At 47.8% G+C, this 19,524-nt stretch carries 15 protein-coding genes; 4 read left to right on the top strand and 11 right to left on the bottom strand.

Features of this window, described 5'->3' with window-relative positions:
• Positions 1-257 precede the first annotated feature (257 nt).
• Entirely contained in the window at positions 258-1,433 is a 1,176-nt protein-coding gene (gene fadA, locus Q0698_RS02785; RefSeq protein WP_298633519.1) for an acetyl-CoA C-acyltransferase FadA, read from the bottom strand.
• Positions 1,434-1,449: 16 nt separating this feature from the next.
• Positions 1,450-3,591: a fatty acid oxidation complex subunit alpha FadB gene (gene fadB / locus Q0698_RS02790; RefSeq protein WP_298633521.1), complete on the bottom strand. Its 2,142-nt coding sequence runs from the start codon at positions 3,589-3,591 to the stop codon at positions 1,450-1,452.
• A gap of 278 nt (positions 3,592-3,869) precedes the next feature.
• Between fadB and Q0698_RS02795 the strand changes: the two genes are divergently transcribed.
• Positions 3,870-5,231 carry a glutamine synthetase family protein gene (locus tag Q0698_RS02795; protein ID WP_298633522.1) on the top strand — a complete coding sequence of 454 codons (1,362 nt, stop codon included), beginning with the start codon at positions 3,870-3,872 and terminating at the stop codon, positions 5,229-5,231.
• Between the two features lie 102 nt (positions 5,232-5,333).
• On the opposite strand, the gene Q0698_RS02800 is transcribed toward Q0698_RS02795, so the two are convergent.
• Positions 5,334-5,882 (bottom strand): cupin domain-containing protein, encoded by a 549-nt coding sequence (locus Q0698_RS02800; RefSeq protein WP_298633524.1) that lies wholly within the window; start codon positions 5,880-5,882, stop codon positions 5,334-5,336.
• A 168-nt stretch (positions 5,883-6,050) separates the two neighbouring features.
• A complete protein-coding gene (locus Q0698_RS02805) occupies positions 6,051-7,895 on the bottom strand; it encodes a beta-ketoacyl synthase (protein WP_298633526.1) in 1,845 nt (614 codons plus the stop codon).
• A 107-nt stretch (positions 7,896-8,002) separates the two neighbouring features.
• On the opposite strand from Q0698_RS02805, the gene Q0698_RS02810 reads away from it, so the two are divergent.
• Positions 8,003-8,977: a helix-turn-helix domain-containing protein gene (locus Q0698_RS02810; protein ID WP_298633528.1), complete on the top strand. Its 975-nt coding sequence runs from the start codon at positions 8,003-8,005 to the stop codon at positions 8,975-8,977.
• An 8-nt stretch (positions 8,978-8,985) separates the two neighbouring features.
• On the opposite strand, the gene Q0698_RS02815 is transcribed toward Q0698_RS02810, so the two are convergent.
• The 3 genes from Q0698_RS02815 to Q0698_RS02825 form a co-directional block, all read right to left on the bottom strand.
• Entirely contained in the window at positions 8,986-9,753 is a 768-nt protein-coding gene (locus Q0698_RS02815) for an enoyl-CoA hydratase (RefSeq protein WP_298633530.1), read from the bottom strand.
• A 167-nt stretch (positions 9,754-9,920) separates the two neighbouring features.
• Entirely contained in the window at positions 9,921-11,411 is a 1,491-nt protein-coding gene (locus Q0698_RS02820) for a peptide MFS transporter (protein WP_298633532.1), read from the bottom strand.
• A gap of 81 nt (positions 11,412-11,492) precedes the next feature.
• Positions 11,493-12,746, bottom strand: a complete 1,254-nt coding sequence (locus Q0698_RS02825) for a valine--pyruvate transaminase (RefSeq protein WP_298633534.1) — start codon at positions 12,744-12,746, stop codon at positions 11,493-11,495.
• Between the two features lie 459 nt (positions 12,747-13,205).
• Between Q0698_RS02825 and Q0698_RS02830 the strand changes: the two genes are divergently transcribed.
• Positions 13,206-13,601 (top strand): helix-turn-helix transcriptional regulator, encoded by a 396-nt coding sequence (locus Q0698_RS02830; protein WP_298633536.1) that lies wholly within the window; start codon positions 13,206-13,208, stop codon positions 13,599-13,601.
• Between the two features lie 162 nt (positions 13,602-13,763).
• On the opposite strand, the gene Q0698_RS02835 is transcribed toward Q0698_RS02830, so the two are convergent.
• The gene (locus Q0698_RS02835; protein ID WP_298633538.1) at positions 13,764-14,357 is read right to left on the bottom strand and encodes a hypothetical protein; all 594 of its coding nucleotides are present in this window, start codon (positions 14,355-14,357) and stop codon (positions 13,764-13,766) included.
• A 349-nt stretch (positions 14,358-14,706) separates the two neighbouring features.
• Here Q0698_RS02835 and queD point away from each other — a divergent pair, with 349 nt between their 5' ends.
• Positions 14,707-15,069, top strand: coding sequence for a 6-carboxytetrahydropterin synthase QueD (gene queD / locus Q0698_RS02840; RefSeq protein ID WP_298633540.1), 363 nt, complete (start codon positions 14,707-14,709; stop codon positions 15,067-15,069).
• Positions 15,070-15,072: 3 nt separating this feature from the next.
• Here queD and Q0698_RS02845 read toward each other — a convergent pair whose 3' ends face one another.
• The 3 genes from Q0698_RS02845 to Q0698_RS02855 all read right to left on the bottom strand — a co-directional run bounded on the left by Q0698_RS02845 (position 15,073) and on the right by Q0698_RS02855 (position 19,519).
• Positions 15,073-15,438: a DUF2750 domain-containing protein gene (locus tag Q0698_RS02845; protein WP_298633542.1), complete on the bottom strand. Its 366-nt coding sequence runs from the start codon at positions 15,436-15,438 to the stop codon at positions 15,073-15,075.
• A 19-nt stretch (positions 15,439-15,457) separates the two neighbouring features.
• Positions 15,458-16,219: a DUF2807 domain-containing protein gene (locus Q0698_RS02850; protein ID WP_298633544.1), complete on the bottom strand. Its 762-nt coding sequence runs from the start codon at positions 16,217-16,219 to the stop codon at positions 15,458-15,460.
• A gap of 99 nt (positions 16,220-16,318) precedes the next feature.
• Positions 16,319-19,519 (bottom strand): amidohydrolase family protein, encoded by a 3,201-nt coding sequence (locus Q0698_RS02855; protein ID WP_298633546.1) that lies wholly within the window; start codon positions 19,517-19,519, stop codon positions 16,319-16,321.
• Between the last annotated feature and the right edge of the window lie 5 nt (positions 19,520-19,524).

Here is a 19,524-nt window from a genome sequence, read left to right on the forward strand (position 1 = left end):
TGGAGAGACTCGAACTCTCACGCCTCGCGGCACCAGAACCTAAATCTGGCGTGTATACCAATTTCACCACATCCCCAGCGCAAAATGTTCCACTACGCTTTCGATGTTAACGAGGCGGAATTATAAGGATAAATTCGCTTTTGCCAAGCAATTTTTTCATTATTTTCAATGGCTTGTTCAATTGCTATGTTTTCAAGCACCTAATAAAAAAAACCGGGACTTAGTCCCGGTAAAGCAGCATAAAAACTAGAATGGTACTAAACGCGTTCGATCACCGTCGCAATACCTTGGCCAAGACCAATACACATGGTGGAAACACCAATGGTTGCATCCTTCTGTTCCATTACATTCAGCAAGGTTCCCGTAATACGAGCGCCTGAACAGCCAAACGGGTGACCCAGCGCAATAGCACCACCATTCAAATTGACCTTCTCATCCATTTTATCAAGCAAGTTCAGGTCTTTGAGGACAGGTAGAGCCTGGGCCGCGAACGCTTCATTAAGTTCAACCACGTCTACATCATCAATAGTTAAACCAGCGCGCTTAAGCGCCTTCTGAGTTGCTGGTACTGGACCGTAACCCATAATTGAAGGGTCAACACCAGCAAGTCCTAGCTGACGTACCTTAGCCCGAATCGGCAACCCAAGCGCTTTAGCCTTAGCAGCAGACATGACTAACATCGCCGATGCGCCATCAGTGATCTGTGACGAGGTACCCGCCGTGACGGTTCCGCCGCGTGGATTAAACGCTGGCTTTAAACCGGCTAATGATTCAGCAGTAGTGTCAGGGCGAATAGTCTCATCATGCTTCATCATGTAAAGACCGCCGTTAGCATCGTGCGCTTCCATTGCCAAGATTTCATTATCGAAACGCCCAGCGAGGGTGGCTTCATGAGCCAAGCGATGTGAACGAGCGCCAAACTCATCCTGCTGCTCACGGCCAATACCATGCATCAGAGCGAGATACTCAGCCGTCATCCCCATCATGCCCGCGGCCTTTGCCGCTTTAATTGACACCGATGGGTTTGGATCAACACCATGATCCATAGGTAGGTGACCCATATGCTCAACCCCACCGATGAGGTAGACATCGCCTACATCCGCCTGAATATTCGCTACCGCGGTATGCAATGCCGACATTGACGAACCACACAGACGACTTACAGTCTGTGCTGGCACCGTAAACGGAACTGAACTCAACAACTGAGCGAAGCGAGCTACGTTCCAGCCCTGCTCTTTCGTCTGGTTAACACAACCCCAGATGATGTCATCAATTAGAGCCGGATCCATTGCCGCGTTGCGGGCAACAATACCGTCCATTAGTCGAGCAGATAACGTATCCGCTCGAAGGTTGCGAAAGGATCCGTTCTTTGAACGCCCCATTGGGGTACGGATAAAATCAACAATTACTGCATCTCTTGCATTTAAACTCATTTTTTAACGCTCCCAATTATCCGTAGTACGACTCGCCATTGGCGGCCATTTCGCGCATTTTATCTGTGACTTCGTACGGTACACCCAAGTGTTTAAGCGAATCCGCCATCGTTACGAAGTTTGCCATTCCCATCTCATCAACGTAGCGGAATACGCCGCCGCGGAAAGGAGGGAAACCAACGCCGTAGACCAACGCCATATCAGCTTCAGCGGCGGAGGCAATAATACCCTCCTCGAGGCAACGCTGAACTTCGATGACCATTGGCACCATCATACGAGCGATGACCTCATCGGCTTCGAACTCAGTACGCTCGGCACAGTGAGGTGCGATGAGCTCGTAACTCTCGGTGGTAGCAACCTTTTGGACTTTACCGCGCTTGTCAGCTTCATAGTTGTAGAAGCCCTTGCCATTCTTCTGACCATAACGCTCTGCTTTGAATAGCACGTTAGTTGCCAAGCCTTCAAACTGAGCCATACGGTCAGGGAATCCGGCTTCAAGCACATCAGCGGCGTGCGCCGCCGTATCGAGACCAACCACATCACTCAAGTAGGCGGGACCCATTGGCCACCCCCAACGCTCCATCACCTTATCTACCGCTGCGAAATCTGCACCGTCACGGAGTAACAACGCAAACCCGCCGAAGTACGGGAAAAGGACACGGTTGACGAAGAAGCCAGGGCAATCGTTAACCACAATTGCCTTTTTACCTAACGCGTTGGCGTAAGCTACTGTCTTAGCGACTGCCGTATCTGAGGTTTTAGCGCCGCGAATAACTTCCACTAGCGGCATCAACGGAACCGGATTAAAGAAGTGCATGCCACAGAAGTTTTCTGGACGCTCTAGCGCTTCGGCTAGGTAATCAATAGAGATAGTTGAAGTATTTGACGTAATAATGGTATCCGCTGCGACTTTTGTCTCAACTTCCTTGAGGACCGCATGCTTAACCTTAGGATTCTCGACCACTGCCTCAACGATCATGTCCACATCACTCAGCTCTTCATAGCTAAGCGCCGGATTGATACGGCTGAGTACTTCAGCCATTTTATCGGCCGTCATTCTGCCGCGCTTAACGCGCTTAGACAGTAGTTTACTTGCCTCAGAAAGACCAAGATCGATACCCGCTTGATTAATATCCTTCATCACAATCGGCGTACCTTTTAACGCCGACTGATAAGCGATACCGCCGCCCATGATGCCCGCGCCCAGCACTGCAGCTTTCTGAACATCTGCTGCACCCTTCGCAATCGTCTTGGCTTTCTTACTAACTAGCTGATCATTGAGGAAGATACCAATTAACGCTTTAGACTGAAAAGTTCGCGCCATACGGATGAAGTGCTGAGTCTCAATCTTCAAGGCATCGTCACGACCAAGCTTAGCACTTTGCTCCATGGCTTCAATCGCTGCAACGGGTGACGGGTAATTACGACCTGCCTGTTGCTGGACCATTGCTTTGCAGGTGAAGAACGACATCAACATCTCGATATCATTAAGCTGCAGTGGAGCTTTCTTCTGCTCACGGCGGGCCTTGTAAGCGATCTCTCCTGAGACGAGCTGTTTCAGCAAATTCAAACTTGATTCACGGAGGTTTTCTGGTGCCACAACGGCATCTACCACACCCGTAGCGAGTGCTGCATCGGCGCGATATTCCTTACCGCCAGCAATCCACTCAATAGCGTTATCTGCGCCAACCAGGCGTGGCATACGAACCGTACCACCGAAACCTGGAAAAATACCCAGCTTAGTTTCGGGTAAGCCCACTTTCGCGGCGGTACTCATGACACGGAAGTCACAGGCGAGAGTCACTTCGAGACCACCGCCTAACGCAAAGCCATTAATGGCACATACGGTAGGCATTGGTAAGTCTTCAAGTTGGTTGAAACAGGCGTTTGCGCCGCCAATATTGGCCGTAAACGCCGCATCATCGAGGGCGAAATTCCCTTTGAATTCAGTGATATCTGCACCCACTACGAAGACGGGTTTCCCACTGGTTACAATGAGTCCCTTTGCGTCGGAGTCTTTGAGTAGAGCACCAGCTTCAGCTAGCTCGGTGATCGTTGCAGCGTCGAATTTATTGACGGAGTCGGATTGATTATCGAAACAAAGCTCGTAGAGGCCCGGTTCAATAGCGCTTACGGTTAGCGTATTACCTTTATACATACCTACTTATCCCTCATTATTATCGCTAGAGAATCGCATTCCTAGCGGTGATTGTCGCATCAGTCTATATAATTCAAACACCTGTTTGAATTACTTTATGCTATTTTTTGTGACCCTCTGGTCACTGAACGATTTTCTTAACCCTAAAATAAGTTCGTAGCAAAACATAAACGGATGTTGTGTATCGCACAAACAGTGTTTTAAATATTGAACAGTCTGGTCATCTCAGTTAATGTACAGGCCTTAAAACACTGAAACTTAGTAGGCGATAGCTCATCATGCAATTGTTACCTGAATTAAATGCCTTTCTAGAGGCTAATCCTGATGTTAATCAGTTTGATGTTATTCTAGTTGACCTTAATGGTATTCTCCGCGGCAAACGCCTAGACCGCAATGCCATCACCAAACTCTATAAGTCTGGCATTCTAATGCCCCGCTCTACCTTTGCGAGCGATATCGAAGGGGATACCACTGATGGAACTGATCTCGGTATTCGCACGGGAGATATTGACTGCCCTTGCCTTCCCGTGGCGGGCTCTCTGAAGATAGTACCTTGGGCAGACGAACCTGCAGCACAAGTACTTGCCTACATGGTAGACGAAGAAGGCTGTGCCCTGAGCTACACTTCGCATGGTGTTCTGCAAAAGGTTATTGACCAATTCAAAGAATTAAAGTTAACGCCAATTATCGCACCTGAACTTGAATTCTTCTTACTGGATCGAAAGCGCGATGAGGACGGCCGTCCGTTGCCACCTATCTCCCCTGTTACAGGCGCTCGTGATAAAAACACTCAAGTGTACGGCATTGCCGAACTTGATGACTATGCGGCGTTCTTACGAGATGTGAAGGTTGCGGCGGTCGCACAGAATATTCCTGCCGATACAGCCATTGCAGAGTATGCACCCGGTCAATTCGAGATTAATCTTCATCACAGTGACGATCTAATTCAAGCCTGTAATCACGCAATAGAATTAAAGCGTCTCATCAAGGCCGTAGCACTTCAGCATGATTTCGATGCGACGTTCATGCCAAAACCTTTCGCGGACCTCTCCGGTAACGGTTTCCACATGCACATCAGTCTTTATGACGAAGCTGGGAACAATGTATTCGCCAACGGCCAGGATCTAGGTAACGAAATGCTTCGCCACGCCATCGGTGGCCTATCGGCTACGATGGAGGAAGGAATGCTTCTTGCTGCGCCTGGCGCAAACAGTTACCGCAGATTTAGCCCGGAATGCTACACACCTCTGCATCCAAGCTGGGGATTCAACAACCGGACGGTCGCCATGCGCATCCCTGCTGGGCCAGATTCAGCCAAGCGTGTAGAGTGCCGAGTAGCGGGCGCTGATGCGAATCCTTATATTTACCTAGCCAGCCTATTATCGGGTATTTATCTTGGTATCACTCAGCAACTCGAACCCGGTCCCGTTACCCAGGTAAATGCCTATAAAGAATTCGAGCCGACTCTACCACTTACCTGGGATGCTGCCATTCAGCGCTTCGAGGAAGCGGAGTTATTACCCAAGATACTGGGAAGCGAATTCTGTCATGTATTCTTGCAGATTAAACTTGCTGAACGTCAAAAGTTCCACGAGTTCATCACCATGCAAGAATATGACTGGTATCTTCGTCACGCCTAATTAGCGCTGTCGTAAACCGCTACAAAAATGGCCAACCGATTAATCGATTGGCCATTTTTTTGTGTTTGACTAGGGACCACCTATTAAACCGCGGAAAGGCCTTTAGAAACTCGGCGGATTGTTAGCAGAAACCACTTTACAGGGTTTATCACTCGGGTTGCGAAAGCGATGCGGAAGGCGGCTATCAAAGTAATAACCGTCACCGGGTTTCAGTACTCTCGTGTTGCCATCTACCGTCAGCTCCATTTCACCTTCAACCACAATGCCACCCTCTTCACCGTTGTGTGAGATCATCTCATCACCCGTATCAGCCTCGGGTGGGTAAGTTTCGAACATCACCTGCATAGACCGACCTTCAATGGAGGCACCCAGCAGCCGGTAGCTAATATCACCAGAGCCTACTTCAGTCATTTCATCGGCAGCAAAGAACACTTTATCGCCATCATTTGACTCAACTGAGAAGAACTCGGCGAGCGACATTGGCAAGCCATCGAGCACCTTCTTCAAAGAGGCGATTGACGGACTAACTCGTCCCTGCTCGATTAAAGAAATGGTACTATTCGTTACTTTTGCGCGTTTAGCGAGCTCTCTTTGGGACCAACCTCGCTGCTGGCGAATTAATCGTAATCGTTTACCAACTTCTTCAGACACTTCACGCTCCATGTTTTATTATTTGGAATAATAATCTAACAAGTGTTCGATATTTTTTACAGTATTTATTTTAAATGAGCGAGAAATCGCCCAAAAGAACGGAAGAGGTAGCGTTTAGCTCGATGAGATCGAGCTAAACTGTGTAGAAAATAATCATCAAAGGATGACTTAGTAGGGATTTTCTATCTCCAGCGAAACAGCTGAAGCATAGGAATCAATCGAGAGGCTCAACGACGAAATCTCGACCGCTTCATCCATTACAACATGCTCTCCAAATGAATATTGCGTGACGTCTTCGCCGGCAAGAATCTGCTGTTTATACGCTTCACTCTTCGCGGCGACAGCTTGGTTCTTCGATCGCCACTGCGACAACTTCTCGGCACCGTAACGCGACTCGAGCAACGCCATCGTTTTAGCGGGAGACACCACAACTCCACTCGCATTGTTGCCACCAAACCCCTTGGCATTTAGGAAGGCAACGTCAATGCCTTCCACGCCAACATTTCGATGAGCAATAACGTAGTCAAGATTCTCCTGATATACGTCGTCAGCGATCTCGCTGACATTGTTAATTCGCGGAATAATACCATCAGCCCAAACGCCAAGCGTGGCCATCAGCTGATCACCTGAAGCAACACCTAAAGAGTGGCCTAGATACGACTTCATGGCCGTGATCGGCCAGTTAGCTATGCCAAAGGCCTTTGCAACGCGTTCGAAGATAATTGATTCGGTTACGCGGTTGGCAGGCGTGCTAGAGCCATGAGCTTGAACAAAGGAACGTTGTTCAACGGATTCCTGCCCCAATAGCGAACGCGCAAATGCAACGGACTTAGCTAATGTCAGGTAGTTACCAATGCCTGGAGCGGAAATAGATTTTTTAAAACCATCAGCATTCACATACACCGCTGGCGTTGAAGCATGAATATTCGCCCCGAGTTCAAGCGCGAGGGAATCAGCCATTAACACGGCGTACTGTGCTCCTTCAGCAATCGTAAAACCACAGTTATCGGCAAACGGACGAGAAGCTCGGCGGTGATTAGGCTCTGATGAGCTGTCTAGCTTACAGAGATTATCATCAGTTGCCAGCGCACTCATGGCCGCATAGCCTTCAATAACCTCTGGATTAACGGGCGCCTCGGCATTGCCAACGAAAGCGACTTTAGCCCGGCCTTCTTTAATATCTTCAATTGCCAAGTTTAGGTTGTAGAGAAAACTCGCACAGGCGCCGACAGCTGCACCGGTTGAGCCAACCGATCCTAAGAGATAGGCATTAACGAAGTCCGCAGGCATTTCTATTAAACCCAATGGACACTGCTTAGAGGAGGCTCTGTCGCCCTGCCAACGCGACTTAAGCAGCCCCCCGGCACCCGCATCATCTAGCTGCGCCATTGCTGATCCGGAATAGACCGAGACTTGATCGGGATTGATATGGCTCATGATCTCAGACCAGGCGATACCTACCGACTGTAACGCATCCGATGCTGCAAACATGTTGAGCTGTAAACCGCGAGGATGGTGGCGAGAACTGTATCGCGTCGCCGGATCAAAGCCACTAGGCACCGTTCCCGCTGTTGAAACTGCCATCTTGCGTGAAGTGGGTAGGAGCGCATTGAGGTCACTGGCACTCAGGCGAACACCCTCTTTGTCCTCACCTATTACCGTCCAACTTGCGGGAAGCTGAGCCGGAAGATCGCGCTTTTTCATGGTGAATTCAATAGCTTGCTTAGCAGTACAAAGCTTTACGCGCTTCATGCCCGGCGCGCTATCGACATCGAAATGTTCCGCACCAATTTTTCGAATCAGCGAGTTTTCAAGCACGGCTGATTCAAACGCTTCGGCTGACGGGTAAGCGTCAGACGACATACCACTAAGTGCCGCCAGCGCGGTAATCATCTCACTGCGCTTATCAGCTGGCAGCGCCTCTTCCACCAATCGACGATAACCTAAATGAAAAGTCGATCTACCTGCGGCATTCACACCTCCGAATCCCACAACAACTGGCATCGCTTTCATATTATTCTCCAGAACTAATCAGTCATAAAATATATGCTGCTAGTTTAGAAAAATTTACGATACAATAATATGGCATTACAGACACCGATAGGGGCAAAAAGGTCAAAATGAACGACATTGTGCTATTAGCAACTCAGAATGCCCTAAGTTCTTCTATTAGCCTTCCCAGTGAAATGCTGACGGCCGCTAACGATTTCGCCAAAGCCCATGGTCGGAAGCAACTCAAAGTGACGACAGCCACCCCATTGGGACGACCAGTAACCAGTCAAGCCGGGTTCATGATCGACGGCCCAGCACTAGAAACTTTAGACCGACCACAACTCGTGTATGTCCCGTCTACTTGGCGCAGCCCCTTACCAATGCTGAAGGAGCTAGCCCCGTTGCGCGAGTGTATTACCCAATGGTATTTAGCGGGCACACGCTTTTGCTCGGTCTCAACGGGAACCTATTTACTCGCTGAATTCGGTTTGTTGGATCACCAACCTGCTACCACCCACTGGCACTACTTCGATCACTTCGCTAGTCGCTACCCCCATGTTGATCTCAAGCGTGATTATTTCGTCACGGTTGCTAAGCAGAGCTATTGCGCGGGCTCCGTAAATTCACTAGCAGATCTAACTGTCCACTTGATATCTGAACTCTATGATGCCGAGACAGCACATTGGGTGCAACGTAATTTCAGCCACGAAATTCGCCGCCCCTTTCAGGAGATCGCCTTCATTCAGGGGGACTCAGCCCATAAAGACGAAGAGGTTGCATTAGCACAGCATTGGATTAGGGAAAATTTACAGCATCCAGAAATTTTGACCGCTATCGTGCAACGATTAGAGATGAGTCCACGAACGTTTTCACGTCGGTTTAGGAATGCGGTACAGATGACGCCCAACCAGTTTGTACAAAAGTGCCGTATTGAACAGGCTAAGCAATTGCTGAGACACTCCAACCTAGCTATCGGTGACGTCTCATTTAACGTTGGCTATCAGGATGTGAGCTTCTTTGCTCAGTTGTTTCGGAGACAGCTTGGACTGTCCCCGAGTGAATACCGGCGTACTGTTCGAGCAAAGCTCTTCGTAGCACGCTAGCTAAGCGGCTAGTCGCAGGCCCTAAAATTCGGTGCTCGACGCTCAAAGAAAGCCGTAAACGCTTCCTTTCCTGCCGCAGAATTCAATCCTACAGAGAAGTGAGCGGACTCTTCAGCCATCGTCTTTAAAAGTGCTTCTGGGGCTGGGCGCAATAGCTTCCTTGACGCTCTTAGCGCAGTTTTTGGCTTATCCGCTACGCGCTGAGCTAACTTCATAGCCTCGGCAGAAAGTTCAGAGTCGGCGACAACCTCATGCGCTAAGCCGAAGGCTAGCGCCTGCTGAGCATCCAGAATATCACCCAATAGAGCAATTTTAGCGGCGCGCTGATAACCCACGATCAAAGGTAAAAGTAACGAAGATCCAGCTTCGGGAACCAAGCCTAGATCCGTAAACGGCATCTTTAGACGAGCGCTCTCACCGAGCATATTGAAATCGCAGTGAAGAAGTAGCGTTGAACCAATCCCCACTGCTAGCCCAGGAACTGCGCTAACCATCGGCACCGTACCCTCTGCCAACGAGCGGAGAAACACACTCACGGGCGCCTGCTCATCCATACTTGGATTGGCAATGAAATCTGCCAGATCATTACCAGAACTAAAGTTGTCACTTGTGGAAGACCAAAGAATCACACGGACTTGAGGATCCGCTTCGGCTCGGTGCATGGCGTCGGACATCGCGCGATACATGTCAGCGGTAATTGCATTCTTCTTTTCAGCTCGATTGAAGTTAATGGTTAGAACACCGTCTTCAAGCGCAGTGGTAATATGACTCGTCATTCCCTACCCCAGTTATTGTTAGGTGAGCTCACGCTCAATACTTATTATCACTTAGTAAGTTTAGTCGTATTACACCCATCACAACAATGACGTGTCCTACCTAGACAAAAAAAGGGCATCTAAATACTTAGATGCCCTGCTTAAACCTAACCAACAATGTTGAGCTGTTAGTCGTGGCTAACTTCCCACTTTCGAGTCTTATAACCAATCAACAGGATCACGACACCAAAGACCAAGCTAATCTGCGCTACGTTCATAAACAATGCTGGCAGCTCCTGAACGTTTTCAGGATCAAAACCACCGGCTAGCAAGCCTGCAATGATGTTACCAATTGAATAGGTCAGTACAAATACACCCATCATTTGACCCGCGAAACGCTTCGGCGATAAACGTGATACCGCTGCAAGGGCAATAGGGCTCAAGCAAAGCTCACCAACCGTGTGCAAGAAGTAGGTAGCAACCAGCCAATATGGCGCAACACGGAGTTCTGCCGCCGCAAGTTGCGCCGCGAAGTACATCACGATGAAACCAGAGGCCATGATCAAGATGCCGGCACCGGTCTTTAGACCAAACCCAGGCGTTGTCATCCGCTTACCGAGATTAATCCAAAGTGCTGCAAAAAATGGACTCAAGATAATAATAAAGAACGGGTTAACAAACTGGAACCAAGCGGTTGGAATTTCAAATGACCCAAGCTGACGATCAACAATCTGCTGCGCAAAGAGGTTGAGCGACGAACCCGCTTGCTCAAACCCAGACCAAAAACAGGCTGAGGCAACACAGACTAACAGAAGCGCAAGCATGCTTTTCTTTTCCAGCGCGTTCAACTTACCGAAAAAGAACACCTTCCCGAAGAAGCCGATGAACAGCAGGGTAAAAATAATTGCTGAGGCTTGAGCAATGGGCGTAGGATCAAGGGTAATCATACCAGTGAGCGCAAGAACCGTTACCACCGCAATCGTTAATAACAAAAGGCTAATAACCGTCCACGCGGTTTGACGTCCTTTCTCGGTCAACGGAGAAATTGGCTTTAAACCTACTTCACCCAAATTAGTGCGAGTGAACTTGAACTGTAATAGGCCTATTGCCATCCCGATAGCCGCGGCGCCAAATGCCCAGTGAGGACCAAAGGAATCAGCTTCGTACAACCAGCCACAAATTATATACCCACCAATGGAACCTAGGTTGATGCCCATGTAGTAAAGCGCATAACCGCTTTCCATACGCGGATCATTTGACTTGTAAAGCTGGCCAACTGCGGCGGTGATATTTGGCTTCAATAGCCCAGTACCTAGCACCACAAGAATTAGACCGAGAAAGAAAGTCGTATCACCCGGAATCGCCAAACTGATGTGGCCGAACATAATAATAATGCCGCCATACCAGATTGCATTCTGGCCGCCGATTAGACGATCGGCAATCCACCCACCGGGTAAACCGGCCAAATAGACAAAACCGGTATATAGACCGTAAATGGCAGTAGCCATTGCGACAGTGATACCCAGACCACCCTCCTGGAGAGAAAGGGTCATAAAGAGAACGAGGAGCGCGCGCATACCGTAGTAACTCATGCGCTCCCACATCTCAGTGAAGAATAATGTTTTTAGCCCCTTGGGATGGCCAAAGAAAGCGTCATTAGACGAATCTGTTGAATTCATGAAGACTCCGTTAAGTCAGTTCCAAAATATTTGGATTGGGCAGTGCCCTTATTATGGTTTTTTGAAGTAGCAGCTTACTGATCAAGCAAACTCAGCTACCGTTTTCGCTATGATTTCTATTCCAGCTAGTACCTTATCGCTATTTTGCGAATAAGTCACACGGATACAACGATCAGAATGCGGTCCTGGTTCATTTGTTCCAAAGAAAAAGTAGTGTCCGCTCACTACTAACACTTCCCGTTCACGGAGTATTTCATAGAGTGCCTGTGAACTAATTCGTAACGAAGGAAAGTGGATCCAGAGGAACATGGCGCCATCTGCTTCGTGTATTTCATAGTCAACATCGTGCACCTGAAAATACTTATCTGCCGCTGCGAGTAGCGCATTTCGCTTGGCGAGGTAGTGTGGCCGAACATGCTTATCGCATAACTCGTCGAGCTTTCCGTCCTGGAGCAGTGGGCTAACCAGAGTTTGACCCAGACTAGCTGGCGCGAGACTCATAATTGCATTCATTGTAGCAAGTCGCTTGGCTATAGCCTTGGGAGCTACCACAATTCCCGTACGGACTGCTGGAAGTCCCAACTTAGACAGACTGAGCGTTAGAATCGTATTCTCGCTAAAATATACCTTGCTCTCGCGGTAGATTAAGTTTGGAAACGGAAGCCCGTAAGCACCATCGATAATAAGAGGAACGCCCCAAGATTTAGCATAATCATCAAGTTGTTCTAGATCTGGCGTCGAAATAATATTCCCCGTGGGGTTACCTGGCCGAGAAACGCAGACGGCGCCAATGTCGTCCAAAATCGAGAGTTCATCAAAGTCGGGACGATAACGAAACCGGTGTGCCCCAGCGGACTCAACCTTCGGTGCCAGTGCGTGGAATAGCGCTGACTCAATCCCGGTATCCGCGTAACCAATGTATTCGGGCAACATCGGTAAAAGTACCTTACGATTAACGTTGTCCTCTCCAGGACCTGCAAACAGATTAAATAACATGAACAACGAAGTCTGAGTGCCATTGGTGACTACAATTTGGTCACTCTCAATCACCGTCCCCAATTTATTCGACAAATAGGTCGCGAGCTTCTCACGAAATGCGTGATCACCCGCTGGTTGATCATAAACTCCTACTGTTGCGTGAGTTAACGCGGCATCGTTGGCAACGTTTTGAAGAAGCTGTTGGATACAATCACTGACCTCAGGAATATGACCGGGGTTACCCCCACCCATCATAATCATCTCAGGTTTATTCGCTAACGCATCACCCAAATCATTCATTAGATCGCTGATACCCGATTGACCGGTAATACGTGCGCCAAAGCGTGACAATTTCATAAACTCTATGCTCGCCAAAAAGTAAGAAAATACCTATTTCGGCGAAGTGTAGCGTAAAAGGCGTTGATTTTGAAAAAATACCAAAAATCATGCTCATAACCGAGAAAATCACTATATATAGTGTCGTTTGCGATCAAAATAACACTACAACAATTATCGTATGCCAATAGCTATCAATCTATGAAATAGTAACTGTCCCTAACGGGAATCTCGAGTTAGAAAAGTGTGATCTGATTGCCGCCGCAAAGGTGAGCTAGCTGACGATTTTATCGTCCTCCAAAGCAATTATTTTTAGATCATACTCGGGATAGCAGATGCAGTAGGTAATGCCAAAATTAGTACAACATTCATTACTCTACGGCGCTTTTTTGCTTCACACATAATAGAAATTTGTATGGATACAAATCAGGTTCGGTCCAAGCCTTTATCGGACGTTTACTAATTCAAAAGGATATCATTATGCGCGCCCTTGCTATCGAAAGTCCGCTTCCAACAGAGCAATTAGCTTCACTCGCTCAAGTCTCAGTCAACCTTAAGATTCTTCGTCAGCGTCTCTACGATGACATTCAATTACGACAGGTTTTAGAACAATCTATTGAAACGATTCGCGATATCACGACTCAACCTTCAGACTGCGATAGCGATAGTGACAAACATACTAATGTCATATCGATTGCTGGACTCACACAGCGTGAAATAGAAGTCTTAGAGTGCTTACTTCAAGGAGATCGCCCTGCCCTAATCGCAAGTCGACTTCAGGTAGCATTGAACACGGTAAGAAGACACCTTTCCGCGATTTATAGAAAGCTCAATGTGACTTCTCAAGTCGAGTGTATCAGGAAGTTTCGCTACTAAGTGAGCCTTGGAGAGTAGTCTAAAAGTCGTGAGTCCTTATTCGCGACTGCTCCTGCATACTGAAATAACAGTTGATCTTTAGGCCTACCAATCCCCTCAGCCTACGAACAATGGCCGCCCCCTAGGAACTGCCAATCGTACTCATAAGTTTTAAACAACATTTCAATGAGTACGATTCGAGAATTGGTGTAGTTGATTCAATCTCGCCATCCTATTGGGGTCATAGATTCTTCTAAGGATAGGCAATCGAGGGATCGCCACCAGAGTTATTAAACTCAACAGGCTGGCGAAAAGAATGGACTCAAATGGTTTGTCGAAGTCCAGCATCCCTGCAAGTTCAAAGAAGAACGTCATTATTAGCGCTGAGATGAAAAGACTGGTAAAGAAAATCAGTCCGTAGTGAATCGTTTCTGAGAAAGTCGGATGTTGAGCGTTCACTTCGTCTAGATTATTAAGACGGATATTATAGGTCTCTTGAGCAGAGATGGATTGCTCGATTCTTTTCTCGCCCTCGGCGTAGATACGAACAAGCAAGGTTCCCTCTTGAATCACGGCACCAACCTCAACGGTTATTTGATGACCTGAAATCTCAAAGTCTCTTAGACATGGCCGATGTGCGAGTTTTGATATCCGCTGACTAGATAAAACATCTCCATCCATGGAGAGCGACATAGAACCGAGGCCACGGTGCCATTTGACTACCAGTTGATGAGTACCAATTTGACAGCTTAGCTTTGAAACCCAGTCCTTTTCCATCGCAAGTATCCTTACAGCAAGAGCATTAACGCGTTAGCTAGAGTAGTTTTTAGCGGCTTCAGTTAGAAAACACTGATTGCTTACTCTATTTAGGAGACACTAACCTCCACTAATCAGCTCGGGTTACCTAGGAGTAACCCATTGATCATGGACCATCTTGTCCTTCATCAATAAGTGAAAGATAGTCAATTTTAGAGTGTTAACTTACAGCTAAGACAAGAAATGAGAGGTTCATCACATTTAACAGGAAGATATAAGACGAGAGGGCAAATTGGCCTATCAGTGGTCAACTGCTTTATTTTCAATCAACAAAAGATTAGGATGCGCTCATATCGACACGGAGACTCCCATGGAACTATTTAAAGAATTCACCTTCGAAGCGGCTCACCGCCTCCCTAACGTACCAGAGGGACATAAATGTGCACGCTTGCATGGCCATTCGTTTATGGTTCGGATCGTGGTAGAAGGTCCTGTAGACCCTGTAATGGGATGGGTGATTGATTTCGGTGATATTAAAAAAGCGTTCAAGCCAATTTATGACCAGTTAGACCACTACTATCTGAATGACATTCCTGGTTTGGAGAATCCAACCAGTGAAGTGTTAGCAGAGTGGATTTGGGAAAAACTCCAACCCACCCTACCGTTGCTTAGCCGCGTTGAGATTAAAGAAACTTGTACCTCTGGCTGTCGCTATTTGGGGCCGAACACCTAGTTGCTATTCAATGTCATCTAGCAGGCTATCAATCTGGTCTGCTAGATCCATTGGCTCTATTTCTACACCTTCTAAATCTTCGGTCCAGTTGATACCTACTAAGAATTCATCTTCATGCATACCTTCAAGCCACTCTTCTACGAAGCCTTCTAGCGCGATCTCCACAACTTCGAATGATTCCCAGTCATCGCTCAGCACTGCCTCGACAAATGATTTCTCACTCCAAAAAGGGATGACCTCACCATCTGGAAATCGTTCAGATCCCACAACGGCGAAGCCCTCGTCATTTTTAAGCGTCCATACCGATCCAGTCGAAACGACCTGCTGAAGAAAGATTTCAAAATTATCGTGACTGTTATCAGTTAGCACCGGCTGAGCTCCAAGGTAATTAATGGCGAGTTAAATGAACATCTCCACTACCGCGAATAGACTGACGCGCAATGGAGTTAGCATTTAACCATACATCGCCAGAACCGAAAATAGTAACTTCTGTATCACCTACTTCTAAAAAGCGGCCGTCGAAGTCACCTGAACCATAGATTTCAATAACGGTACCGTCAACTGCACCGGCCAACTTGATATCGCCCGAACCGCGAATAACACTATCGATAGTCAAAGCGTTGATCTCAGAAATCTTTACATCGCCAGACCCCGATACTTTAATTCGAGCATCTTCCGCACCAACTGCCGCGAGCTTGATATCCCCAGAGCCGTTAACCGCTACATCCAAATTCGTGGCGACGATGGCCGAAACTACGATATCACCGCTTCCATCAATACGTAATTCAAGATCATCCGCCTCAATCGTCTCGGCATAGACCTCTCCCGAGCCTTGAATGAAGACTTCCTCTATCTGAGGCATAGCGACGTAGACTTCGACATCATGATCGTCACCGAAAAATCCCGTTGGGCGCCTTGGATCCATACGTAGTGTCAATGTATCGCCATCTACCTCAACCATGACCCACTGCTGCCAATCGTCTTCCGTTTCGACGATGACGGAATATTCATCGGCTTGAGTCACACTCACATCGATGTTGCCCTTGAGGTTTATGACATCAAAATCATCAAGATCAACATGACGCTCGGTTACGTCTGCAAAGGTGACCGTTGCTGCAAAGAGTGTCAGTGCACTAACTAGCTTACGCATAATAAGAATTCCCTTAAAGATTAACGTTCTATTCCCTTAAATAGACGGACGCCAGCGGCAAATGGATGCAGCTGGCGTCGATGTTTTTTATTATTTCAATTAGTGTGAATGAGTTCGTGTATTCGTTGGTGATGCAACCGCACCTTCTCTGCGGTGCCAAACGGTTGGCGCGCTCTCACCGTCCTGTAACAGATTGGATAAATCATTGACCTGACGAAGCTCTCCGTTGATTACCACCATCGACATTGAGTCGGAATGACGAATATCTTCTAGCGGATTATCTTCAAGAATGACCAAGTCTGCTAATTTACCCGTCTCAACACTACCAATGTGAGCGTCTAAGCCTAAATATTCTGCACCAGATAAGGTGGCGCTGTGAATGATATCAAGCGGTGTCATTCCACCTAGACCCAAGTTCCACATCTCCCAATGCATAGCTAAACCCTGCATTTGACCGTGGCCACCTACCTGTACTGAAACACCCGTAGATTTAATACGATTGACAGCTTCCGAGACCTGAACGTGATAATAATCAAACTCAGGCGTCTTCTGACGACGGAGGGATCTAGCATCTAACCAATCATTAGGGACAAACTGGCGTAATGGTTCAGCATCAAAGACATCATCATGTTGATACCAGTAAAACTCGCCGCTCATGCCACCGTAACTTACCACTAGCGTGGGGGTATAACCCACATTGGTGTTCTGCCAAAGCACTTCCATGTCTCGGTAAAGCGGTGCTACCGGAATGTTGTGTTCGATACCGGTAGCTCCATCAAGAATCATTGAAAGGTTATGGTAGAAAGTCGATCCACCTTCCATTACCACTAACAGACCAAGTTCACGAGCAGCCTGATTCACCTGCTGACGCTGATCACGACGCGGTTGGTTATAACTTTTAACTGAGGTAGCACCCACTGCTTTCAGGCGTGATAGATGAGTTCTTGCATCGGCAAGCGAATTGATTTCGGCTTTAAAGTCGCCATCTGCACCATATAAAATTGAACCAGTTGAATAGACGCGAGGACCTAACATCGATCCACTGCGAACCATCTCCGCCTGACCAAAGACGAATTCAGTACTCGCTGAAGGGTCCTGTATAGTGGTAACACCGTAGGCTAAATTCGCTAGATAAGCCCAATTGGACTGCGGCGAAACACCGCCGTAGAAATGTTGCGCATGAGCATGTGCATCAACTAAGCCAGGAATAATAGTTTTGCCGGTAACATCAATACGCTGATAATCAGACGGGATATCTGCTTCCGCAACAACTCCAGCAATTTTATTGCCATCGATAAGTACCGTAGCCTCTTCTAGCACTTCACCTTGACGACCAGTGATGACACGTGCTCCCACTAAAGCATATTGCTTAGTTGGGGCTGCTACCTCCATGGTAGCGGACAAGGTCAGCTGAGAGGGTTCGGCGTCCCCATCGTCTAGTAATGTACTCAGCGCTGCACTGTGGTATGAATTACCCGTCATCCAATGAAGCTGCTCGCCAGAGCGGCTCCAATGTAATGAACTGCCGCTATTCTCAGCCACTTGATCAACGGGAATAGCCGTTGTATTTCGGCTTAGTTGAATCGCCTTACCAATAGACGGTAGCGGAGCAACATAAGCTGTGAATAACTCCGTAAACGCTACAAAATCACGTGCAGGGCTTAGTTTGATATCATTAACATATTTAAGATCGAAGATATTACGCTCTTCACCACCTTGAAGACTCCGCCACATGAACTGCTTCTGTAAACCATACCCATCTAGGAAGTAGATACCGCTTCCGCTGGCATCGAATTGTGGCCGGCGGCCATGGGTACTCACTTTAAAAGCTTCATCACCGTCATCTTCAGCGATATAGATTCCCGTATCCACACCGTGAACATAACCAAGCAGATCATTGCCCGATGTTCGCTCGTAGGCAATAAAATCACCATCTAGTGAATAAGTTGGGTTAGCGTAGTAGCCGGGGCGTTGAGTCAAGGTTTTCATAGAGCGGCCACGAAGATTGACGCTTCGAACTGCTCCTAGATCTTCGTCGTTCCAGGCTACGAAGATGACACGATCGCCGTCCGGAGAGAAGCTAGGTTGATATTCGAAATCGGTAGAACGAGTCAAACGCTTTGCCTCGCCGCTATCCGCATCACTAATCCAGAGAAATCCTGCAGCGTGAAATACCACCTTAGAACCGTCAGGTGAAGTCGTGACATCGCGAATCATCTCTGCGTCAAACTGCCCTTCTGGGATGGCAAACTGGTGTTCGACAGCACTCACTATGGGCATATCCACATCAACCGAGAAAGGAACCTCGGCGACATCGCCCGAAGCTACTTCTAGACGCTTAATCTTGCCTCCAGCCCAAAATAGAAGCGATTCAGCGTCCGGAGTCCAGCTAATATTCGGGTACACACCGAAGATAGCCCAAGCCTCCTGTTGATCATGCTCTAACTCACCGTATACCTCAAACTGCCTACCGGACTCGCGCTCGTATAGCCAGAGTTGAGTATCGCCGCGGTGACGACGAACGAAGGCAATATATTTACCGTCTGGTGATGGACTTGGTCGCGCAGAACCACCATAACCACTTATCAGAGTAGCCAATTCTCCCGTTTCCATATCGAGCTGTTGGATCTGATAAATCTCACCATTCGCATCTTTGTTATACTGGAAATAGGGGCCACGAGTAGTATCTTCGGAGAAGTACACATAACGGCCATCCGGGGAAAATGCCGGCTCTCCGGAATCCTGCTGTTCGTTTCTCCGTTCGGTAAGCTGGATGCCATCGCCACCATTCACATGGTAGAGCCACATTTCACCAGCCCCCAGCGAACGGGTTCCAGTAAAGTGCTTACGCGCTACTAGGTAATCACCCTCTGGGTGCCACCAGGCGTTATTGAGAAGGCGAAAGTCTTCATTGGAAATAGCGCGCGCGTCACTTCCATCAGTTCTCATTATCCAAATATTATCCGCACCGTTCCTATCAGACGTAAAGCTCACCCATTCACCGTCTGGCGAAAACCGCGGTTGAATGTCAAGCGCCCTGCCTTGAGTTAAGGCTGTCGCCTTGCCGCCACTAATCGGCATGACGTAAATATCACCCAATAGGTCGAACACAACTAAGTCGCCCTGGGGTGAAACATCTACGTTCATCCAAGTTCCTTCATCAGTGGTAAACTGAATTCGACTTAGCTCACCTCCATTGTCGCCCTCGATATCCCAAGATTCATCTGCGGACTCTTCAGCAAATGAGTAGGAAGACAGGGCAACGAGAATGGCGATAAATGCATAACTTAACTTATTCATCAGGA

It is taken from the genome of uncultured Umboniibacter sp. (assembly GCF_947497555.1).
Taxonomy (GTDB): Bacteria; Pseudomonadota; Gammaproteobacteria; order Pseudomonadales; family DSM-25080; genus Umboniibacter.